Genomic DNA, 21560 nt, shown 5'->3' on the forward strand with positions numbered 1-21560 from the left:
AGATCATCGTCAGCCCGAGCGCGACGAGGCCGTATATCCCCCCGAGCAACACGGCGAACACCAAGTACTGGGCGAAGATCGTCGGAGATGGGAGTGAGAGCCCGAGAACGACCGGCGCTGCGGTCGTGTCGAGAGCCCCGGCGACGGTAGCCGCTTCTCGACCGCAGGCGTCAAGGAAAAACGAAGAGAGCATGTGGGTCAGAACTGCACGTCGGTCTCAGCGAACTCCTCGGGTGCGACGACGCGGTCTTCGAGGTCTTGGATCTGGAACAGCGGTGCGAGCGAGTTCTCGTTTTCACCGTTGTCGGCGAAAGTGATCGGCGGCATCGCCGCGATGTGATCTTCGACGGTGATCTCCCCTAACGCGTTGTTGATGTCGTCTGGGTCGGCCGACCCCGCCTCCTCGATCGCCGCGATGATGACCTCGGTTGCTGCGTACGTCATCGCAACGTTCGCGTCGAAGCTGGTGTCGAACTCCGACTCGAAGCGCGACTGAACCTCGCTCGCAGCGTCGGAGGTCGGGTCAAGCGCGAAGTTGTTCGCGAACCCGCCCTCGACGGTGTCGCCCATCTCTTCGAGCGCGCTGACATCGTTCATTGCCGCGTTCGAGCAGCCGGTGACGTACTTCGGCTGGTAGTTCTGGTTGTTCATCGCGTTAACCAGTTCGATCGTCCCCGACCGGTAGGTGGTTGCGATCACCGCGTCCGGGTCTGCGTCCCGGAGCGTCGTGACCTGCGTGTCAGCGGTGTCGCCCGGCTCGTAGGCGGTCTCGGCGACGATTTCGATATCGTTGGCAGGGAGCTCCTCGCGGAGCGCGTCGCGCACCGACTGCCCGAAGCTGATATCGATGTAGAACAGGCCCGCGGTCTCAATCTCCTCGCCGGCGTTCCGGATTGCGTCGGCGAGCAGGCGCGCGTGGTCGACCGCCATCTGGTTCGCCGGCGGCTGGGGCCGGTACGCGTAGTTGAGCTGCGTCTCCTGGAGGATCGAGTTGGCTACGGACACCGAGATGACGAACGGGACGCCCGCGCTCTCCGCGGTCCGGGTCGCCGCGCTCGTCACCGGCGAGGAGTAACAGCCGGTCAGTACGCTCGCACCCTCGTCGATGAGCTCTTGTGCGACTTCGCCGCCGAGCTCCTGTGCCCCCTCGTTGTCCCCGCTGATGACGCTGAGTTCCGCGCCGTCCAGCGACTCGATGCCGCCCGCCTCGTTTTTGATCATCGCCGCCAGTTTGACTGCCTGATCCATCCGCTCACCGGTGTTACTGAGAGATCCACTCAGCGGGTGGTTCGAGCCAATGATCACCTCGTCGGGCGCGTCGCCGCCGTCGCTCCCGTCGCTCCCGTCGCTTCCATCATTCCCGTCGCCCCCGCCGCCGCCACCATTGCTGCTACAGCCGGCTAGCGCACCGGTGACGCCGGCGGCGCCGCTGTATTTAACAAACGAGCGTCTACTGACACGGTCTGCGGGATTGTCTCCCATATATGCCTTGTGTGATACGGGCACACATATAGTTTGTTACGAAAGATTCTGATTAGTTCCGCGGCTCGCGGCGGTGACGAGCGCATCCGGCGAGGCGGGCGGCGAGACAGACGACGGGTGGGGAAACGAGTCGGCGGGCGTCAGTCCAGCCCAAGGTACAGTTCCACGAGGTCGTCCTCGTCGGTCAGGTCGTCGGGCGTCCCCTCGAACTGGAGTTGCCCCTGCGCCAAGATATAGACGTAGTCGGCGATCCGCAGCGCCTCGCGGACGTTCTGTTCGATGAGTACCACCTGCGCGCCGCTTTCGACGAGCCGTCGGGTCATCTCGAACACCTGGTCGATGAGGGAGGGAGCCAGCCCGCTCGACGGCTCGTCGAGGAGGTACACCTCCGCGCCGGTCATCATCGCGCGCCCGTAGCTGAGCATCATCTGCTGGCCGCCCGACAGCGATTGCCCTTTCTCGTCGAGTTTGCCTTCCAGTTCCGGGAACGCTGACAGGACCTCGTCGAACCGCTCTTCGCGGACGGCCCCGTCGTCGACGGTGTACCCGCCGAGAAGGAGGTTCTCGCGGACCGTGAGGTTGCCGAAGATGCCGCCGTCCTGCGGGAGCATCGTTACCCCGCGGTGAACGTTCTCGGCCGGCCTGTTGCCAGTCAGGTCGGTTCCGCGGTGCCTGACTGTCCCCTCCCACGCGGGGACGACCCCGGCGAGCGTCTTCAAAAGCGTCGACTTCCCCGACCCGTTCGGCCCGAAGACGCAGGTGACGCCGTCCCTGCTCTCGACCGAGACTCCATCAACGACGCGGTGGTTCCCATAGCCGCTGACGAGGTTCTCGCCGACGAGCCACGACTCCCCGTCGGACGCCGCGCCGACCTCAGAGCGCGCGGACGCCGTACTTGCCGTGGCGCCCGTCGCCGCGGCCCCGGACGACGCGCCCGCACTCCCGGTAGCTACCGCGCCGCCGGCGGCGGCCGGCGTCGGGTCTGTGGCCGCGTCGTCGACGGCGGCGCTCCCTGTCTCCTCCTCCTCCTCGATGAGCGTCTCCAGCGACGCGTCGTGGTCGGCCGCGCCCCCGAGGTACGCGTCGCGGACGCGCTCGTCGCTCGTCACCGACTCGAAGTCGCCCTCGACGAGGACCTGTCCCTGGTTGAACACGGTCACGCGGTCACAGACGTCTGCGATGACCCGCATGTCGTGTTCAATGATCACGAACGTCGTGCCGCGGTCGTTGAGCGTCTCCAAGTGGTCGAGCAAGCGGTTCCGCAGCGAGGGGTTGACGCCCGCGGTGGGCTCGTCGAGCATCACGCAGGCCGGTTCAAGCATCAGGATGCGCCCGAGTTCGAGCAGTTTCTCTTGGCCGCCGGAGACCCCGCCGGCCTCCTGGTCGGCGACGTGGTCGATCTCGAGGAGTTCGAGCAGTTCGTCGGCGCGCGAGCGCTTCTCGTCGGGGACCCGCACCCCGGAACGGAGCCCCCCGGTGAACACGGCGAGCAGATTTTCCCTGACAGTGAGATCCTCGAAGGGCGACGGGATCTGAAAGGTCCGCGCGAGTCCGCGCCGCGCGATTTCGTCGGGCTTCCAGCCGGTCACGTCTTCCCCGTCGAACCGGACGGTGCCGCCGTCGGGGCGGTAAAAGCCCGTGACCGTGTTGAAAAACGTCGATTTCCCGGAGCCGTTCGGTCCCATGATCCCGTGAATCGTGTCCGCCTCGACGGTCACGGAGAGCTCGTCGTTTGCGACGAGGGAGCCGAACCGCTTGGTCAACCCCTCGGTCGATAAAATTGGGCGAGTCATGCCCGAACGTCACCGCACGTCCGAATAAACGTTTTCCCGCTAGTCAGTGACACGCAGTTGACTGGTACTGACACGCTCTCGTTTTGCGGCGACGCGCCAAACTCCGGCCGGCGCGCCCCGCTCACTCCACAGTCGCCCGCCCGCCGTCGACGAGGACCGTCTCGCCCGTGACAAACGAGGCCGCGTCGCCCGCGAGGAAGGTGACGACGCTCGCGACCTCCGTCGGCTCGCCGAGCCGGTCAAGCGCCGCGAGCCCGCGGAACCGCTCGCGCGCCGCGTCGTCTTCGGCGTACGGCGCGGTCATCGGGGTCTCGATGAACCCCGGCGCGACGGCGTTGGCTCGGACGCCGTCCGTGCCCAGTTCGGCGGCGAGCGCCCGCGTCAACCCATCCAGTCCGGCCTTCGTCGACGCGTAGCCCGCGCGCTCCGCCGCCCCGATCTGTCCGTAGATCGACGAGACGTTGACGATCGTGCCGCTGGTTTCGCGCAGGTGCGGCGCGGCCTCGCGGACGATCCGGAACGGCGCGGTGAGGTTGACGTCCATCGAGCGCGCCCACGGCTCGCCGTCGTGGGTCTCGATCGGCTCGCGGGCGACGATCCCGGCCACGTTGACGACCACGTCGATGCGCCCGGTGTCCGCCGCGTGCTCGACTAACGCCGCGACCGCCGCGGGGTCAGTCACGTCGGCGTCTACCGCCTCGAAATCCCCTGTAAGCTCCGCACAGGCCCCGACGGTCTCCGACTGGTCGAGGCGGTCGCCGCCGACCACCGTCGCGCCGCGCTCGGCGAAGCGGACCGCGCAGGCACGACCGATACCCCGAGCCGTGCCGGTGATCAGCACGGTGTCACCGGCGAACGACAGCGCCGAGGCCGTCTCTCTCGTCGTCACGATTGCTCGCTGAGCGCCCGGGCGGCGTGTACGCCGGCCAGCCGGCCGAATCCCATCGCGGTCGTGAGCCCGTTCCCGGAGAGGTAGCCGGCGGCCCCGTGGCCGCTGATGCCCGTCGCGGTGCCGCCGCCGGCGTAAAGATCGTCGACGGTCGACCCGTCCTCGCGGAGCACCCGTGCGTGCTCGTCGACGACGAGCCCTCCCTGCGTGTGGAACAGCGAGCCGGTCACCTCGGTCCCGTAAAAGGGAGCCGAGAGGACGTGTCGCCCGTCCTCGCGGCCGACCTCGTCCGGCTCGCCCGCCTCAACGGCCGCGTTGTACGACTCGACCGCCTCGCGGGTCGCCTCCGGGTCGCAACCGAGCTCGGCGGCGAGGGCCTCGACGGTGTCGGCGCTCGTGTACGAGCCGAGGTCGACGGCCCGGTCGAAGTCGTCGAACTCGCCCTGCAGACGCTCGAAGATGCGCTCGTCGAAGATCTCGTAGGCGACGCCGCCCTCTTGACGGACCACGTCGACCGCGAACTGCGAGTACCCCTTCGACTCGTTCCCGAAGCGCTCGCCGTCGGCGTTGACGAGGACGCCGCCGTTCATCACGACGGCGTACGTCGACAGCGCGCCCGTCCCGCTGACGACGGTCGCGTGCCCCTGAAATGCGTCCATCGACGCGAGGGCGCCGCCGAGTTCGGCGCCCCAGCGGATCCCATCCCCGGTGTTGCCGTCGGAGCCGTAGTAGAGCGCGTCGGCGATGTCGTCCTCGCAGTGCGCGCGCACCATCTCCCGGTTCCCCGCGAAGCCGTCGGTGGCGAGTATCACCTTGTCCGCCTGGATCGCCTCCTCGCGGACCGCGCCGGCGACAACGCCCTCGACGGCGCCGTCTCTCGCGACCAGCTTCGTCACCGGCGTGTTCGTCAGCAACTCCGTGTTCTCCCGCGCTTCGATCCGGTCGCGCATCTCGGCGACGAGGTTCTCGCCGTTGCGTCCCGGCGGCGCGTGCATCCGATACTCGGAGTGTTTCGGGTACTTAAAATCGTCAACAAGATGCAACGAGATATCCCAGTCGTCCACGAGCCAGTGGACCAGGTCGACGCTGCTCTCACAGAGGTGCTCGACCAACTCCGCGTCGGCTTCGTGGCTGTTCTTCTCCAAGATGTCTCGGGCCATGTCGGCCGGCTCCTCTTCGATCCCCGCCTCGCGCTGGAAGCGGGTGCCGGCCGCGGGAATCATCCCCGTCGACAGCGCGGCGTTGCCGCCGACCTCGGCGCTCTTCTCTAAGAGCGTGACCGTCAGGTCCTCCGCTTCGCAGGCCGCGAGCGTCGCCGTAAGCCCGCACCCGCCGGCCCCAGCGACCAGCACGTCGGTCTCGACATTGAACTCGACCTCGTCGGCCGAGACGACCTCCGCGCTCGCGTCGTCTAACGTCCGCTGCTGCGGCTCCATATCGGGCGACTCCATACCATGACACTCGGAACCATGTCGCGTAAATCTACCGGTCTGTGGGGTGTCGCCGTTCGTGTGCCTACCGCCTTTCCCCCGAGTCCGCGCCGCTGGCGACCCACGTGGACGACTGCTGACCGGCACTTAAGTTCATGATGGTTTCATTTATATCTCTTTGGGTGTGTATGAGAACCATGGCCCGAACGCCACGCGAGACGGTCGAGGAGTTCTTCGAGCGGATGTCCGACCCGGACGAACGCGAGTCCGTTGGCGAGCTGTTTGCCGACGACGCCGTGATCACGGTCCCCGGCGCACGGTTCTCAGGGCCCGAAGCCGCGGCCTCGTTCCTCGCCTTCCTTGAACCGCGGTACGAGCGCGCCGGCAAGGCGTTCGGTCGCTGGACCGTCGCCGGGAACCGTGTCGTCAGCCAGGGGACGCTCCACGGCGTCGACAACGACGGCGAGCCCTTCGAGGACGTGCGGTACGTCGACGTGTATGAAGTCGACGAGGGCGCGATCGCCCGGCTCGACGTGTACAACGACCTCGCGGTCGAGGAGGTAGTCAAGCCGTGAGCGACGCGGACACGACCGATCGCATCGGCGTCCTCTTTGCCTTGCGCGACGAGCCCGACCTCGTCGTTCGCGCGGAAGAACTCGGCTACGAGAGCGCGTGGGCCGCGGAGGGCCAGGGGAAGTCGGCATTCGGGAAACTCGAACGCTGGGCGGTCCACACCGACCGAATCGGCCTCGCGACCGGCATCGTCAACGTGTTCTCACGCACCCCAGCCGCCATCGCGCAGGCGGCGGCGACCCTCGACGCGCACTCGGCTGGGCGGGCGATCCTCGGGCTCGGCGTGGCGCATCCCGGCGTCGTCGAGGGGTTCCACGGGGCCGACTTCGACCGCCCGCTGCCCCGGATGGACGAGTACATCGAGCTGGTGCGCCGGTATCTGTGCGGCGACCCAGAGGGGTTCGACGGCGAGTTCTTCTCGCCGTCTCGGACCGCGTTCTGGGAGGCGTTCGAGCCGGAACGCGCGTCGATCCCCATTTACAATGGCGCGCTAGGGCCGGCAAACGTCCGCCTCACCGGGCAGTTCGCCGACGGCTGGGTGCCGAACCTCTACCCAGACTCGCAGTTCGAGGAGGCGCTGACGTGGCTCGCCGACGGCGCGGCCCGCGCGGACAAGGATCCGGAAGAAATCGACGTGGCGATGTACGTGCTGACCGCGGTCGACGAGGACCCGGCGCGCGCACGGCGGGCCGCGGCCGAACACGTCGCCTACTACCTGCGCGACATTCCGGGGTACTACGACCGCGCCGCCGAACAGGCGGGGTACGAAGAGGTCGTCGACGCGGTCCGTGCGGCCCCCTCGCTCGAAGCCGGCGCCGACGCGGTCGCCGACGGGCTCCTCGACCGCCTCGCGGTCGTCGGGACGCCGACAGAGGCGCGCGCGCAGTTGGCTCACCTCCGCGACATCGGCGTCGACCTCCCGATTGTCCGCGCGCCCGCCGGGAGCGACAGGGAGTGGGTCGAACGGACGCTGGCGGCGTTCGCGCCCTCGCGGTAGCCGCCGACCCGCAGTCCCGCCTCCACCCACCCACAGAATTATCAGACTGCTCGACATACTGCCACTCGTTCACATGACTAAACGCATCTGGGAGGACCTGCTCACCGAGCGCGACAAGCAGGTCATCTCCGCGGCCGGGTACGACCAGGAAGGCGCGTCCTCGTGGGAGTCCCGCGGGATGGGCACGAATCCGATGGTCCTGGTCATCGACATGCAGCGACTCGTCGTCGGGGTCGACGAGCCGATCCTCGACGCCGTCGAGGAGTATCGCACCGCGATGGGCGAGATCGCGTGGAACGCGATCGACCACATCGAGCCGTTCCTGGCGTTCGCTCGCGAGCGAGACGTTCCCGTCACGTACACGCGAGTCGTCCCGTCGAGCTACGACGACCCCAATCACGAGGACCTCGACATCGTCGAGGCCGTCGAGCCGGAAAAGGGCGAGACGGTGATAAACAAGTCGTACGCCTCCGCCTTCTACGGGACCGACCTCCTCTCGCGGCTGGTCCGGGGCGGGCACGACTCCGTGATCATCGTCGGCAACTCCACGAGCGGGTGCGTCCGCGCGACCGCGATTGACGCCCAACAGAACGGCTTTAACGTCGTCCTGCCACAGGAGTGTCTGTTTGACCGGATCGAGGCGAGCCACAAGATCGCCCTGATGGACCTGTGGATGAAGTACGCCGAGGTGCTCGAACGCGACGAGGTGGAGTCGTGGGTGGAGGGGATCGACGCATGACCGACCACGACCTCGTCGTCGCGAACGGTACGGTCGTCACGCCCGAACTCGGCGTTTTCGAGGCGGACGTGGCCGCTGACGGAGAGACGATCTCGGCGATCGCGAGCCCGGGGACCCTCTCCGGCGACCGGGAGATAGACGCCACAGGGAAACACGTCCTCCCCGGCGCCATCGACCCGCACACCCACCACGGGATCTACCGTGGCCTCGACGCCGACGCCGAGACGGAGTCGCGATCCGACCTCGTCGGCGGCGTCACGACCATCGGGAACTACTTCCGGCGGGGTGGCTCCTACGAGGAGATCATGGACGGCTACTTCGCCGAGGCAGAGCCGAACTACTACCACGACTACTTCTTCTCGTTAGGGCTGCTCTCGTTTGAACACATCGAGGAAATCCCGTATATCGTCGAGGAGCTGGGGATTACGTCGTTTAAATGGTATAAGAACTACAAGGATGTCGCGCCCGAGAAGTTCGGCACCGACTCGGAGATGCACGACGACTGGGCGGACGCGTTCATCCAGGAACTCGCCGCCCAGGACGCGCCCACGACGCTCGGCCACCACTCCGAGAACATGGAGATCACGAGCGCGCTCGGAGACAACCCATACCTCGACTCCGCGGTCGACGATGACCAAGAGTACCGCGGCTACGACGTGTTGGTCGACCAGTTCCCGGACTACGCGGAGGCACAGAGCATGACCGCGAGCGGGTCGCTGGCCCGCCAACACGACTACGACGACAGCTTCTACGCGGTCCACGTTTCGGCGGGGCGGACCGCCGACGAACTGGCGATGCTCCACGACGCGGGCTGGGAGATCACCGGCGAGACGTGTACGCACTACCTCTGTCTCACGACCGAGGAGTGCGACGAGCGCCACAACGTCAACCCGCCGGTCCGGTCGGAGGCAGACCAGGAGACGCTATGGAGCCGGGTCGCGGACGGGACTATCTCCTGTATCGGCACTGACCACTGTGCCAACCTGCGCGACGACAAGGTAGGCGAGGACGTGCCGGACAGCCTCCCCGGCTTCCCCTCGTCGGCGACGCTGCTCCCGCTCATGCTCTCCGAGGGCGTCCACGAGGGACGCATCTCGCTGGAGCGCGCGGTCGAGGTGACGTCGACGAACACCGCCAAAGCGTTCAATATATATCCAAAGAAGGGCTCAATTCAGGTCGGAACCGACGCCGACATCGTGATCGTCGACCTCGACGAGATGAAGACGGTGACCCCCGAACTGCTCCAAAGCGGCGCGGACTACTCCCCATACGAGGGACGCGACGTGACCGGGTGGCCGACCCATACGGTCGTCCGCGGACAGGTCGCTTACGAAAACGGCGAGGTAGTCGGCGAGCGCGGCCACGGGACGCACATCGACCGCCCGATCTAACCGCTCTCGCCCCGATCGCTGTCGCCCGCTCGCCCGCTCCCCGTCGGGATCGAGCGCGGGCGACCCACCACCCAAGAACACGGACACACGCACATGACACGACACAGCATCCAACCGACGACGAACCGACCGGCGCGCGCCGCACACGGCGCCGCCGAGACACGCACAAGGCGACGATGAGCCGCGACGCGGCTACGGACGGCGGTGTAGACGACGCCGCAGACGACGAACAGACCAACGCCCCCGCAGGCCCGCTCGATGGCGTCACCGTGATCGAGGCCGGCTCGATGATCTCGATCGGGACGGTCGGGCGCCTGCTCGCGGACTTCGGCGCCGACGTGATCAAGGTCGAACACCCGGCGACCGGCGACCACCTGCGCCACTTCGGGCCGCAGAAGGAGGGCGTCGGGCTCTGGTGGAAGTATCTCGGGCGCAACAAGCAGTCGGTGACGCTCGATATCTCCACCGAGGAAGGCAAAGTCGTCTTCGAGGATCTGGTCGCCGACGCGGACGCGCTCATCGAGAACTTCCGGCCGGGCACCCTCGAACGATGGGACCTCGGCTACGACCACCTCTCCGAGCTCAACCCCGGCCTCGTGATGCTCCGGCTGAGCGGGTTCGGGCAGACGGGGCCGTACAGCGACCGCCCCGGATTCGGCACGCTCGCGGAGGCGATGTCCGGGTTCGCGTTCCTCAACGGCTACCCTGACCGGGAGCCGTTGCTGCCCCCGACCGGGCTCGCGGACGGCATCGCGGCGATGTTCTCGACGATGGCGGTCGCGTTCGCGCTGTACAACCGCGACGCGAACGGCGGCTCCGGGCAGTACATCGACACGAGCCTCATCGAACCGATCTTCTCGCTCATCGGGCCGCAGCCGCTCCGCTACCAGCAGCTCGACGAGATCGAAGAGCGGTCGGGGAACCGCTCTACGTCGTCCGCGCCGCGGAACGTCTACCAGACGGGCGACGGCCGGGCGGTCGCCATCTCGGCGAGCGCACAGCCGATCGCGATGCGGGTGTTCGACGCCATCGAGCGGCCGGAATTAAAAGACGATCCCCGATTCGCCGACAACGAGAAGCGATTGGAGAACGTCGAGGAGCTCGACGCGGCCATCCAAGACTGGATGGACGACCACACCCGCGAGGAGGTCATCGACCGGTTCGAGGAGTACGAGGCGACTATCGCGCCGATCTACAACGTGGCCGACATCATCGAAGACGAGCACTACCAGGCCCGCGACGCGGTCGTCGAGGTCCCGGACGACGAGATCGGGACCGGCGCGGTCCAGAACACGGTCCCGCGCCTCTCCGAGACGCCCGGTTCGATCTCGCACCTCGGGCCGCCGCTCGGCGCGCACAACGAGGCGGTGTACGGCGAGCGGCTGTCATACGACGAGGAAACGCTCGCGGAGCTCGACGCGGAGGACGTCATATGATCGAGTACCCCGAGGACGTGACCTTAGTCGAGATGCTCCCGCGAGACGGGTTCCAACGGCTCGACGAGTTCGTCCCAACCGACGAGAAAGTCGACATCATCGACGAGCTCTCGAAGACCGGCGTCGACGAGATCGAGATCACATCCTTCACGCATCCGAAGGCGGTCCCGACATTGCGGGACGCAGACGAGGTCGCAAAGCGCATCGAGCGCTATGACGACGTGACCTACCGCGCGCTGGTCCCGAACGCGGTCGGGATGGAGCGAGCGATCGATGCCGGTGTCGACAAAGTCAACGCCCTTGTGACGGTCAGCGAAACGTATAGCGAGCACAACCAGAACATGACCGTCGAGGAGATTCTCGAAGGCGTCGAGGAGATCGTCGCGATGGCCGAGGGGACGGGCATTGAGGTCGAAGCCGGGATGGGAACCAGCTTCTACTGCCCGTACGAGGGGCGGATTCCCATGGAAGACACGCTGGCGGTCGTCGACCGCGTCGTCGACGCCGGCGTCGACGAGGTGACGCTGGCGACAACGATGGGGCTCGCCGACCCGGTCGAGATCGAGGAGATGTACACGGCGGTGTTCGACCGCCACCCGGACCTGGACGCGGGGTTACACCTCCACGACACGAACGGGATGAGCCTCGCGAACACCCTCGTCGCGATGCAGTGCGGCGTCGACCGGTTCGACGCGTCGCACTGCGGGCTCGGCGGAGGAGTCGTCCTGCCGGACGGGCTCTCCGGCGTCGGCAACACGCCGACCGAGGACCTCGTCCAACTGCTGAGTAGAATGGGTCTCGAAACGAGTGCGGACTTCGAGCGCGTTGAGTCGGTCGCTCACGAGGTCGCCGACCGACTCGACCTAGGGGCGACGAGCCACGTCCTGATGGGCGGGACCGTCGACCGCGTGTTAGCGACCGTCGCGGAGGACAACGCATGACCGGAAAAACCATCTCAGAAAAGCTGCTGTCGGAGAAATCGGGAACAGAGGTACGCGCCGGCGACTACGTGGAGGCTGGCGTTGACGTGATGATGACCCACGACGTGACGGGGCCGCTGACCTTCGAGGTCTTCGAGGACGTGACGGGCGACGACCCGGAGCTCGTTGACCCGGACAACACCGTGATTACAATCGACCATCACGCGCCGGCCGACGGCGTCAAGGCCGCGAACAACCACAACATCGTCCGGGAGTTCGCGGACGAGTACGGCGCCCAGCAGTACGACGTGGGCGACGGCATCTGCCACCAGGTGCTCGTCGAGGAGGGGTTCGTCTCTCCCGGCGACTTGGTGATCGGCGCGGACTCGCACTCGACCACCTTCGGCGGCGTCGGGGGCTTCGGCACCGGCGTCGGTTCTACCGACCTCGGGACGACGCTCGCAACCGGCGAGCTGTGGTTCCGGGTACCGGAGACGCTCCGGTTCGAGGTCGAGGGCGACCTCCCCGACGGGGTGTACGCGAAGGACCTCATCCTGAAGTTCATCGGCGACGTGGGGTTCGACGGCTGTACGTACATGAGCGCTGAGTACGGCGGCTCGGCAGTCGAGTCGATGCCGATCCACGAGCGGCTCGTCCTCTCGAACATGGCCATCGAGATGGGCGGGAAGGCCGGCATCGTCGCGCCCGACAAGCGGACCGTCGAATTCCTCGAGGCGCAGACCGGGGAGCGCCCCGAGATACCGGCGTACACGCAGCCGGACGACGACGCCGACTACGAGGCGGTCCACACCTACCGGGCCGAGTCGCTCTCGCCGCAGGTGTCGACGCCGTCGAACCCGGAGAACGCGGTCCCCGTCGACGAGGTCGTCGGCACAGAGATCGACCAGCTGTTCGTCGGGACGTGTACGAACGGGCGGTACGAGGACATCCGGATCGTCGCGGACGTCATCGAGGGCGAGCGGCTCGCCCCCGACACGCGGATGGTCGTCGTCCCGGCCTCGAAATCCGTGTACAAACAGATGATGCACACCGGCGTCATGGAGACGTTCGTCGACGCCGGCGCCATCGTCCAGAGCGCCGGGTGCGGCTCCTGTTTCGGCACGCATCAGGGCGTCTTGGGCGACGGCGACGTCTGTCTCGCCACCGCGAACCGCAACTTCCCCGGCCGCGAGGGATCGATGGAGAGCGAGGTGTACCTCGCGAGCCCCGCCACCGTCGGCGCGTCGGCGCTGTACGGCGAGATCACTGACCCGCGGGAGGTCGAGTTGAACCGGTACGACGACTACGTCCTCGATGGGGTGGGCGCATGAGCGACGCCGACCGCGACATCGACACGACCGAACCCGGCCGGGCGTGGACGTTCGGGGACAACATCGACACCGACCAGATCATCCCGTCGCGATTCTTGGTCTCCAGCGACCCAGCCGAACTCGGCGAGAACGCCTTCAACGACCTCCGGCCGGAGTTCGCACCAAACGTCGCCGACGGCGACTTCGTCGTGGGCGGGCACAACTTCGGAAGCGGCTCCTCGCGCGAACACGCTCCCCTCTCGCTTTTGGGCTCCGGCGTCGACGGCATCGTCGCGCAGTCGTTCGCCCGCATCTTCTTCCGGAACGGGATCAACCTCGGGCTGCCCGTGTTGATCTGTCCTGACGCCGACCGGATCGACGACGGCGACGAGATCAGTTTCCGACTCGACGAGGGCGCCGTGATCAACCACACCGCCGACGAGCGGTACGACGCCGACCCGCTGCCGGAGTTCCTCCAGTCGCTCGTCGACAGCGGCGGCCTCGAACCGTACACGCGAGCAAAACTCGGGAGCGAGTGAGGACGTGGAACGTGGGTCGGGGCCGGTCAGTGTAGTCAAGGGTGTGTCGCCTTCGCGTTCGACACCGCCGGTTCGGTGCGTCGTCGAACGCCGTCAAAATAGCTAGCGAAGCTGGTATTTTGAGAAAAACATAATAATTTTTAAGTTATTATTTTACTGTTGCTGACATGAGCTGGAAACACGCTGTCAAAAGAACACTCGCAAAAATCTTTGATACCGGTTCGCCGATCTCGTTTGTCTGCCCAAGATCTGAGAATGGCTCTCTGACTCGAAGCGCGATCAGTTCATTTTGATCGCTTGAGTCAATAGAAATAGCGACAAGTTCCTCTTCAATATTAGTAATCGAAAATCGGTGATTTAGCCGTTAAATCTCTATTATCACGGTATCCGCGAGCTCCAAGTCAACTTTGTACTCACCGATGGTAGTCCACACGTCGGCGTATGTTACGATATTACATTCACCGTCTAACTCGGTCAAGGGGACGTCGAATGAGGTATCAAGGACCTTCTCGCCATCAGGATCTACAACTTCGATCGACCCGCTAACCTACTGATGTAGCTTTCTGAGCCCTCCGATGAACGGTGGTCCGATGCCGGTCGATGCTCAAATTATAAAGAATATATACTGTATTCAAAAATGATAGTTTATCCAGATGGAGTCCGATATCGAGCTTCATCGCCGACTCGGGTGTCGCCTCTCACTCCAGAGAATCTAGTTTGATTGAGGAGGGTCGACGCGGACGCATCACGCGAGTCGCTTCGCTCCACACGCGTTGCGCCCACGGACCAGCCAACAGCGGCGAGGTCGCTTCCGCACCCCCACTGACGGGCTGATAGACGCAGGCAACATTATCGCCCTCAGCCGGAGACGAGGGTTTGCCCCAGAGGGGGTGACCTGACTGACCGACTATGACCGAAACGCTTCACGGTTCGACGCCACAATCCGCGTTCACCTTGCGCTGATCGAGAGCGTTGAGGCTCCGTACAGCGTGGAGGGGTGGCTCGTCGCTCACGCCGATGAGTTCCGCTCGTTCACTTACGGCTTCCAGCCCCGCATGGAGTGAGGCCAGCCGGCGGATGCTATCCGGGCGCTCGATCAAAATACTCTGGAGGAGCTCGAACCAGTATATTCCCATCGGCGTGGACATGTCTGCCAGAAGTACGAGTATTGGGAGTGTGACGACTACTGTTGGTCCTCAAACCAATATACTTATTTTATTGGTCTATGTACCAATGGGTGAGGATGGCCTCACTGACCGACGACGACCTCGATGGCGTGAGCGAGGGTCGAAAGTACCCCGATGGGGCTGTAGTCCGCGTGTTCTGTATGCGGACAGATCGCGATGCGTACCCGCCTGGGTGGGCCTACAAGCTTCATTACGGCGCGACGGAGCCGGACCCGCCCCGCACGCTTGATGATGGGACGATTCGTCGGTACGACAACTCGCACGAGGACACCAAAGGGCACGAACTACACGTCGCACCAGACCCTCACCCAGATAGTATCACGTTTCCCGGAATGGTCGAACTCTGGAAACGGTTCTGGAGCGAAATCCCGAAGTCCGAGCTCGAGGTCAAGTGAGGCCATCTCACCACGGTGATACCCATGAACGACACCACGCCGCCGCTGCACCCGATGGAGCGTGAACAGCTTCGGGCCGAATCAACTCTCGTCGTAACCGTGAACTCGTCCAGTGAGTTCCACGGCGACATCACCGACGGGATCGAGGCGCTCAAACGAGGCGACGCGGTGGATTTCACACCGACGCTCTCGTTCACCAGTTACGACGATCTTATGGAGACGCTGACGCCGCGTGTCCTTGATCTCATTGAAGCTATCCGCAGGGAAGAGCCAGCCAGCATCAACGAAACCGCACGGGTCGTTGACCGGGACGTGAAGAACGTCCACGAGGAACTCAGCCGCCTCGCCCAGTTGGGTATCATCTTTTTTGAGGAAAACGGTCAGAGTAAGCGCCCGGTCGTCTGGTTCGACGAACTCTTGATCAACCTCCCGTTCGATCCAGAGGCTGGCGACACGACGGCTGCCAAGCCTTGACATCCTCTCCGCACTGAAGCGCGAGACTTTCTCCGTGATGCGGGGCCTACCTTTCACCGAGGCCTTCCAAATGGTGCCCCTGTCATGAGGTACCCACAGTCGAACACCACGACCAAAATGCCCCGACAGATCGGTCCACTTCCGCTCCGGGGCGAGAGACTTATATCCACCCTGTCGTACCCCATATCCTGATCTCGCTGATGTCTACACACCCCCTCCACACGACTGACGACGATGTTGCCTCGCAGATCTCGATTTACTGTGGCGAGGAAGAACGGCTTCTCAATCGTGCTGACCGCACAGCGACGCCGACAGAACTCGTGTTGGCGCCGACCGAACTCCACCAACGAAACCTCCAACGGCGACTGCGAGAGCGTACACAGCCACAGAATGCGTTTGAATTCGTCGATCCGAAAACCGTTGCGGAAGTACTGCTTGGAGCCGCAGACCCGGCCCCGACGAGCCTCGATCGCGTCGATCGCTTAGCGCTCCTCCAGTCGCTTCCGGCGGAGACAGCGGATCCGTCTCCGGGACTCCGTCCGTTGCTTGCTGCCCGTCGAGACGTCGGTCCCCAACAACTTGAGCAGATCCGTTCAGAGGTCGAATCAATGACGAACTTCCATCCGGATCGGATTGCGGCGCTGCGCGATGTCACCGACGAGTTTGCGACTCCCATTGCGGACGAGGCGACCACACTGGTTGATGGTGGCCTCGCCGTCGAGACGTGGCTGCGCGACCAGACTGACAAAGCGGTCTCGAAGACGGCGCTCCTCAGACGGGCGACGCGTCGCCTCATCGGCGGCGACGAGGTGTGGACCGATTGCTATCCCGATATCGAGCGGATCTCGCTCGTCGGTGTGAGCAGCATCCCGGCACCAGAAGTTGACTTCCTACATGGTCTCTGTACAGCAACGACGGCAGATATCGAACTCCACCTCCGCCCCGGAACCAGCGAGTACCTCACAGCGCGACTTCCGGACCTCTTGTCCATTGATTATCCCGGGCGAGAGGTGAATCTGTGACCCACGCCCACCGCACGGCACTCACTGGCGAGTTGCCAGCACTGTCATGTCCTGTTGTCGAATTGCCCGTACCGACGCGTCGCGAGGAAGCGCGTGCTGTGATGGCGACGATCAGCGAAGTTCGCGATCGTGGCGTGGACGTCCGCGATATCGTCGTCGTGGCTCGCGATCTTGATCCGTATGAACAGCCGCTGACCCGGGCAGCCATCCAGTATGGGGTGACGCCAGTGTTTTGGACACAGTTGCGCGTAACCCGCACCGAACCATACGCGCTGATCGCGGCGCTTTGTACGCTCTTTGGCGCCGGCGATGTCGGTGCTGCAACGCTGTTGGAACCATTAGCGCAGCGGTGGGCACCACTCACGGATACAGCCAGCTGGCCACTCGAACAGTCGACGATCCAGGCCGCTCTTGAGGCCCTTCCCCCCGGGCATCGATCGATCGCCGAGTGGGCCGAGACGATACAGACACACACCACGGACGAGCGACTCACAACCTACTGTGACTGGCTACTGTCGCATGCCGAGCGCGAGCCAACGCCAGAGACAGTTGGAACGGTTCTGGGGGCGTCGATCGATGCGTATCGCGAGACGAGCGTGCCCGCCCGCAAGCAGGCTGACTCACCGGCGCTCATGGCGACGGAGACGGCCGCGCGAGCAACGGTCAGAGTCACCCGGCTCGTCGAGCAGGTCACGCATAAATACGACGAGTGGCTTGCTGACCGGACTGTCTCCCGATCGTGGGGGGCTGTACAGGAACTGTGTGAACTGCTGGCGACACAACGCCCGGGCCGCCGTGAACACTCGAACGCCTGGGCCATCGACATTATGGAGGCAAACGACGTGTGGGGGCTGTCTGTCCCATTCGTTATCGCGGTCGGCGCGACGGCAGCCGAGTGGCCGGCCCAGACTGACAGCGTCGTTCCCACAGAGCTCCAGGAAGCCGTTCTCGCTGCGGCTGGTGAGACAGATACCGTTGCGCCGCGAACCGCGTGGGGAAACGGCCGTGATCGCGATCACTTCGCCGATGCGATGCGTGCCGCCGAGCGCGGCGTGATCGTGACGCGGTACACACAGACCGCCGACGGTGGTGTTGTGTACCCCTCGCCGTTTCTTGCGTCACTCGAGATGGAGACTGTCTCCGAGCAGGCCCGCACCCAACTGGTGAGCACGACACCGCAGCTTCCTGAGCCGATTGCCGCGCTCCTCTCTGCGAGTACAGATACCGTTCCAGCACCCACCAAGACACCTCATGAGTAACGACGACGACCCACGGATACTCCGGAACGCACAAGCAACGATCAGAGACAGATTCGTCGATGCCGAGTCGGGACTGTTTACCATGAACTGTGTCGCCGGTGCTGGCAAATCACTGACGATGCAGCGAATCGCGGCCGAAACCATCATTCGGCGGTACGCTCGTGGCGATCGGACACCTGCCCAGAGCGTGGCCGTCATGTCGTTTACCACCGATGAGGCGGCCGCGATCGGACCCGGTGTCTGTGAACACATTCGGGAGATTGTGGATCATGCGTTGATCCCCGAGGCAGCGTCACTCACTGAGTCAGATACCGCATATCTCGTGACACGGGTCCGGCACGCACCGTTCATCGGTACTGTCGACAGCGTGTTGCGTGATGTCTTCGGGAAGCTGGCCACCGACCTGGGGTTCGAGGAGACGCCATCGATCGGGAATAAGGCGTTGCTGGAAACGGTTCACAACGCGTGTTATGACGCTGTCGCTGCCGATCCGGCCCACGAAGACGCGATAGCCGAACTGGAAGCAGCATACCCGGATGGCCGCTGGGCAGCCACCCCTGCGGAGATGCTCGCTAACGCCGTCAAGTACTGTCGCGATCAGCGACTCACCACGACCGCCTTCGAACGCAAACTCCGTACCACACAGGAGGCAGTGTATCCTGACGGACGAACCAGCAGTCGTGCGGATATCGTGGCGACGATCGCAGACATCGTCGACGCCGACGCCGCAGCTGACACCGACGCGGCTCTCTCACCAGCGGAGTGGGACGACCTTGTGGCTGCTGACCAGCGTCTCTATGACGCATGGGACACGACGCTGACAGCGTTTGGTGACGTGCTTGAAGCCTACCGCGAGCAGTACCGAGCCCTGATCCGCGAGTATGGCGTGGTCTCTCACACCGATGTCGCCTTCTTCATCACCAGTGTGTTCAAGGGTGACTGGCCAGTCGATGGCGATGGGCCACCCACCGACCAGCACACAGCCCTTCGTCAGCGGTACCACGCGCGGCTCGATAGCGTGATCATCGATGAAGCACAGGATGTCTCCACTATCCAACACGCAGCGCTGTCACAGCTTGTCACTCCCTCGATGCGCGTCCTCGCGTGTGGCGATACGCTCCAAAGCATCTACCGCTGGCGACATGCCGATCCGTCGCTGTTCACGAGCGCCTGTCGCGAGGGCCAGTATCTCGGTATCGACTGGGACACCCATGCGACGGTGACAGCCGCAACAACCTATCGTGGAACCCCGGACATCGCCGCCGGCATCAACACCATCATGCGGCCCGTCTTTGACGATCCAACTCGCGGGGGGCTCAATGATTTTGCGGCGACTTACCCCGGCCTCGACGCATCTCGGGATCCAACCGCCGACCCGAGCATCCACGTCACCGCGTTCACCGGTGGGGCAGCGCCCGACAAGACACGGTGGGTCAACCCCGACGGCCGCGCTGGCGAGGCGAACATCCTTGCGACGTACATCGCACAGGGCCTCGCTGATGGGACATTGACTGATGAGACCGGGTCGCCACAGTCGATAACCGTCGTCTTCAGAAAGCGAACGCGGATGGACGCGTACAAAGACGCGTTCAAGGCCGAAGGACTGACCGTCCAAAACGCGAGTTCGAGACTCTTTGCGTGTTCCGTGGTCAAGGCGGTCCTCGCCGTCTGTGACTGGCTCACTGCGCCGACCGATCGGGCCCAGACACGTGCGTTGTTGACTGACTCGCCGTTCGATTTCACAGCAGCCCACGACTGCTTCGAGCGGGCTGGGTACGACCTTGATGTCATCTGTGCGGCCGACGACCTCGACGCCGAAACCCGAGACATCCTCTGTGGCCTGCGCGATCTTCGCGATCAGCTGGGCCGGTTCCATCGCGTTCCAGCGTCGGTGTATCTGGAAGACATCATCGAGCAACTCGCGCTTCGAGCCGACCCGAGCGACCAGTTCACCGAGCTGCCGGCAGCACAACGAGTAGCCGCGCTCGACACGCTCACGAGCACCGTCGCCGACTGGGAAGCTGACACGCAGTACCCACCAGCTGCCCTCGGTGACCTGCTTGCGCCGTTTCGGGCGGCCCCGAGCGAGGGGCCCGATATCCCGAGTGTGACCACCGATGCCGATGTCGTCTTTAGCACAGTTCATCGGCTCAAAGGCGATCAAGACGACGTGATTGTGCTTGCAACGCCGGGCTTCAAGCTCTGGGACACCGGCCCGTTCTCTCAGCGGTTCATGACGCAGGGTGGCGTTGCGGCGTTGGCCCCGCCGACGAACGTCGAGACAGCACCCGATATCGAACTGCCACCATTCGATGGGGGACTCTACACGCCAAGCGGTGACAGTCGCGATAAACAGGGTGCTGCATCACGCGATGTCGGGTTGCGGTGGGCGACCGAGCACTGGCTCGATGACGCCGACAGTGGGGCCCCGCACCTGCTTGGTCCCGACCAGCTCCAGTCAGTCGCAGCCAACGAGCGTGCGGAGGCGTGGCGACTCCTGTATGTGGCACTCTCTCGGGCACGTGACCATCTCGTCATCCCGCTTCCGAAGACGTTACCCGGCACGGCACAGCCGCGTGATCGCTGGCTCGATACCCTGTTTGAGACACTCGAGTTTTCGCCTGGACGGACACCCACGTATGCGATCGACGAACCGTCCAGTGCCGGTGATTTGACGATTGGTGTGAATGATGTCGAGGGCCGTATGACACGCGAGATGTACGACACGCCGCTATCGGTGACGGGTGCCGTCCCGCCTCGACGCGACCAGTTGGAGTCATGGGTCCCACGTTTTCTCGACCCGAGTACGGCTTATCCGTTGACTGACGATGTCGACGCCACCGTGGGTGCCCACCTCCTCGACGAGCCGATTCACACCGACACTGAGGCGGTGGCTGACGACCTCCCGATCACGTTCGAGACGCTTGGGCCAGAGGCCGTCGGGACCTGTCTCCACGAGGCCTTACTCACCCTCATCGAGATGGACGTGCCGGACACCGAGATCGATGCGTGGAGCAAGCCCGTCCGAAGCGCACTTCGGGACGCGATGGAACAGATAACGCCGCAGTCGATCGAGATGTTGCCAGATACTGAGCGTGGTGGCCTCGTCAGCTTCTTCCACACGTCGGTCGTGTCGGACTTCCTCAACTCCGACCTGTGGGCCCAGATCCAAGCGGCGGAGGCGGTCTACGTCGACCACGATTTGAGTGGACTCGTGACTGCTGGGGAGGTTGAGGTAGAAGTTCATGGTGAGGCCGATATCCTCATAGATCTGGGTGGAGGCGAGTGGCAGTTGGCCGATCTCAAGATTGCGCTGAATGAGTCACTCGACGCAACGCAACCGCGGTATGAACTCCAGATCGCCGCCTACGAGCACATCCTCCAGCAGGAACTCGGCTCAGCAGCGACAATTCACGCCAGTGTCGAAACGTTCGGGTGTGTCCGAAGGTCAGTGTATGGACAGTTCCCGCCCACGGTTCTTGCGCGCCGTGTTCGCACTCTCGTTGGGTCGGATGAGTCGATCTCCGGCTCCTGAACTACTGTTTACTCATCGTGTTGCTCCGCTCCTCGGTAAACTACCCTACCCTACTCCCTCGGCGCTCCGCGCCTCGGTCCTTGAGGGTAGGGCTTTGATGTGGACTCCCGGCAATTAGTCGCCAGCAATAGGCTGGTGACTCTCACCGTTCAACGTCCCACCAGTCACACGCACGTCTACTGGTGCGTC

Annotated in this window: 17 protein-coding genes and 2 pseudogenes; 13 read left to right on the forward strand and 6 right to left on the reverse strand. The window is 64.4% G+C overall.

The window, feature by feature from the left end; genetic code table 11:
* From Z052_RS03755 to Z052_RS03775, 5 genes and pseudogenes are all read right to left on the reverse strand, one after another.
* Positions 1-193 (reverse strand): annotated as a pseudogene (locus tag Z052_RS03755) (branched-chain amino acid ABC transporter permease); the annotation flags it as partial.
* 5 nt (positions 194-198) lie between these two features.
* Entirely contained in the window at positions 199-1482 is a 1284-nt protein-coding gene (locus tag Z052_RS03760) for an ABC transporter substrate-binding protein (protein ID WP_094580654.1), read from the reverse strand.
* Positions 1483-1622: 140 nt separating this feature from the next.
* Positions 1623-3275, reverse strand: coding sequence for an ATP-binding cassette domain-containing protein (locus Z052_RS03765; RefSeq protein WP_094580653.1), 1653 nt, complete (start codon positions 3273-3275; stop codon positions 1623-1625).
* 121 nt (positions 3276-3396) lie between these two features.
* Positions 3397-4164, reverse strand: a complete 768-nt coding sequence (locus Z052_RS03770) for an SDR family NAD(P)-dependent oxidoreductase (protein WP_094519990.1) — start codon at positions 4162-4164, stop codon at positions 3397-3399.
* Positions 4161-5600 carry an FAD-binding protein gene (locus Z052_RS03775; protein ID WP_094519992.1) on the reverse strand — a complete coding sequence of 480 codons (1440 nt, stop codon included), beginning with the start codon at positions 5598-5600 and terminating at the stop codon, positions 4161-4163. Before Z052_RS03775 ends, Z052_RS03770 begins: the two co-directional genes overlap by 4 nt.
* Before the next feature lie 191 nt (positions 5601-5791).
* Here Z052_RS03775 and Z052_RS03780 point away from each other — a divergent pair, with 191 nt between their 5' ends.
* The 8 genes from Z052_RS03780 (at position 5792) to Z052_RS03815 (ending at position 13499) form a co-directional block, all read left to right on the forward strand.
* The gene (locus tag Z052_RS03780) at positions 5792-6169 is read left to right on the forward strand and encodes a nuclear transport factor 2 family protein (protein ID WP_094519991.1); all 378 of its coding nucleotides are present in this window, start codon (positions 5792-5794) and stop codon (positions 6167-6169) included.
* A complete protein-coding gene (locus tag Z052_RS03785; RefSeq protein WP_094553328.1) occupies positions 6166-7164 on the forward strand; it encodes an LLM class flavin-dependent oxidoreductase in 999 nt (332 codons plus the stop codon). The genes Z052_RS03780 and Z052_RS03785 overlap by 4 nt, the downstream gene beginning before the upstream one ends.
* A 73-nt stretch (positions 7165-7237) precedes the next feature.
* Complete coding sequence (locus tag Z052_RS03790) at positions 7238-7903, forward strand: isochorismatase family protein (RefSeq protein WP_099288848.1); 666 nt, start codon at positions 7238-7240, stop codon at positions 7901-7903.
* Complete coding sequence (locus Z052_RS03795; RefSeq protein WP_094520088.1) at positions 7900-9294, forward strand: dihydroorotase family protein; 1395 nt, start codon at positions 7900-7902, stop codon at positions 9292-9294. The genes Z052_RS03790 and Z052_RS03795 overlap by 4 nt, the downstream gene beginning before the upstream one ends.
* A gap of 176 nt (positions 9295-9470) precedes the next feature.
* Positions 9471-10730 (forward strand): CaiB/BaiF CoA-transferase family protein, encoded by a 1260-nt coding sequence (locus Z052_RS03800; RefSeq protein ID WP_094520089.1) that lies wholly within the window; start codon positions 9471-9473, stop codon positions 10728-10730.
* On the forward strand, positions 10727-11671 hold the full coding sequence (locus Z052_RS03805) for a hydroxymethylglutaryl-CoA lyase (RefSeq protein WP_094520090.1): 945 nt from the start codon (positions 10727-10729) through the stop codon (positions 11669-11671). Before Z052_RS03800 ends, Z052_RS03805 begins: the two co-directional genes overlap by 4 nt.
* Positions 11668-12981, forward strand: coding sequence for a 3-isopropylmalate dehydratase large subunit (locus tag Z052_RS03810; protein ID WP_094580652.1), 1314 nt, complete (start codon positions 11668-11670; stop codon positions 12979-12981). The genes Z052_RS03805 and Z052_RS03810 overlap by 4 nt, the downstream gene beginning before the upstream one ends.
* The gene (locus Z052_RS03815; protein ID WP_094580651.1) at positions 12978-13499 is read left to right on the forward strand and encodes a 3-isopropylmalate dehydratase small subunit; all 522 of its coding nucleotides are present in this window, start codon (positions 12978-12980) and stop codon (positions 13497-13499) included. The genes Z052_RS03810 and Z052_RS03815 overlap by 4 nt, the downstream gene beginning before the upstream one ends.
* A 557-nt stretch (positions 13500-14056) precedes the next feature.
* On the opposite strand, the pseudogene Z052_RS20875 reads toward Z052_RS03815, so the two are convergent.
* Positions 14057-14197, reverse strand: a pseudogene (locus tag Z052_RS20875) (IS6 family transposase); the annotation flags it as partial.
* Positions 14198-14742: 545 nt separating this feature from the next.
* On the opposite strand from Z052_RS20875, the gene Z052_RS03830 reads away from it, so the two are divergent.
* The 5 genes from Z052_RS03830 to Z052_RS03850 all read left to right on the forward strand — a co-directional run bounded on the left by Z052_RS03830 (position 14743) and on the right by Z052_RS03850 (position 21371).
* Positions 14743-15081 (forward strand): DUF6516 family protein, encoded by a 339-nt coding sequence (locus Z052_RS03830; protein ID WP_094580650.1) that lies wholly within the window; start codon positions 14743-14745, stop codon positions 15079-15081.
* 24 nt (positions 15082-15105) lie between these two features.
* Positions 15106-15555: a hypothetical protein gene (locus Z052_RS03835; RefSeq protein WP_176450744.1), complete on the forward strand. Its 450-nt coding sequence runs from the start codon at positions 15106-15108 to the stop codon at positions 15553-15555.
* A 608-nt stretch (positions 15556-16163) separates the two neighbouring features.
* Positions 16164-16577: a hypothetical protein gene (locus tag Z052_RS03840; protein WP_094580649.1), complete on the forward strand. Its 414-nt coding sequence runs from the start codon at positions 16164-16166 to the stop codon at positions 16575-16577.
* 101 nt (positions 16578-16678) lie between these two features.
* A complete protein-coding gene (locus tag Z052_RS03845; protein ID WP_004599511.1) occupies positions 16679-17836 on the forward strand; it encodes a hypothetical protein in 1158 nt (385 codons plus the stop codon).
* Positions 17829-21371: a UvrD-helicase domain-containing protein gene (locus tag Z052_RS03850; protein WP_094580481.1), complete on the forward strand. Its 3543-nt coding sequence runs from the start codon at positions 17829-17831 to the stop codon at positions 21369-21371. The genes Z052_RS03845 and Z052_RS03850 overlap by 8 nt, the downstream gene beginning before the upstream one ends.
* Positions 21372-21560 lie beyond the last annotated feature (189 nt).

The sequence above is a fragment of the Halorubrum sp. C191 genome, from assembly GCF_002727095.1.
Lineage (GTDB): Archaea > Halobacteriota > Halobacteria > Halobacteriales > Haloferacaceae > Halorubrum > Halorubrum ezzemoulense.

Excerpts from the sequence above, each read along its gene's own strand:
- Z052_RS03835 (WP_176450744.1), top strand. The coding sequence starts at position 15,106 with ATGAACGACACCACGCCGCCGCTGCACCCGATGGAGCGTGAACAGCTT.
- Z052_RS03810 (WP_094580652.1), top strand. The coding sequence starts at position 11,668 with ATGACCGGAAAAACCATCTCAGAAAAGCTGCTGTCGGAGAAATCGGGA.
- Z052_RS03850 (WP_094580481.1), top strand. The coding sequence starts at position 17,829 with ATGAGTAACGACGACGACCCACGGATACTCCGGAACGCACAAGCAACG.
- Z052_RS03780 (WP_094519991.1), top strand. The coding sequence starts at position 5,792 with ATGGCCCGAACGCCACGCGAGACGGTCGAGGAGTTCTTCGAGCGGATG.
- Z052_RS03765 (WP_094580653.1), bottom strand. The coding sequence starts at position 3,275 with ATGACTCGCCCAATTTTATCGACCGAGGGGTTGACCAAGCGGTTCGGC.
- Z052_RS03845 (WP_004599511.1), top strand. The coding sequence starts at position 16,679 with ATGGCGACGATCAGCGAAGTTCGCGATCGTGGCGTGGACGTCCGCGAT.
- Z052_RS03830 (WP_094580650.1), top strand. The coding sequence starts at position 14,743 with ATGGCCTCACTGACCGACGACGACCTCGATGGCGTGAGCGAGGGTCGA.
- Z052_RS03775 (WP_094519992.1), bottom strand. The coding sequence starts at position 5,600 with ATGGAGCCGCAGCAGCGGACGTTAGACGACGCGAGCGCGGAGGTCGTC.
- Z052_RS03815 (WP_094580651.1), top strand. The coding sequence starts at position 12,978 with ATGAGCGACGCCGACCGCGACATCGACACGACCGAACCCGGCCGGGCG.
- Z052_RS03790 (WP_099288848.1), top strand. The coding sequence starts at position 7,238 with ATGACTAAACGCATCTGGGAGGACCTGCTCACCGAGCGCGACAAGCAG.
- Z052_RS03805 (WP_094520090.1), top strand. The coding sequence starts at position 10,727 with ATGATCGAGTACCCCGAGGACGTGACCTTAGTCGAGATGCTCCCGCGA.
- Z052_RS03840 (WP_094580649.1), top strand. The coding sequence starts at position 16,164 with ATGACGAACTTCCATCCGGATCGGATTGCGGCGCTGCGCGATGTCACC.
- Z052_RS03795 (WP_094520088.1), top strand. The coding sequence starts at position 7,900 with ATGACCGACCACGACCTCGTCGTCGCGAACGGTACGGTCGTCACGCCC.
- Z052_RS03760 (WP_094580654.1), bottom strand. The coding sequence starts at position 1,482 with ATGGGAGACAATCCCGCAGACCGTGTCAGTAGACGCTCGTTTGTTAAA.
- Z052_RS03800 (WP_094520089.1), top strand. The coding sequence starts at position 9,471 with ATGAGCCGCGACGCGGCTACGGACGGCGGTGTAGACGACGCCGCAGAC.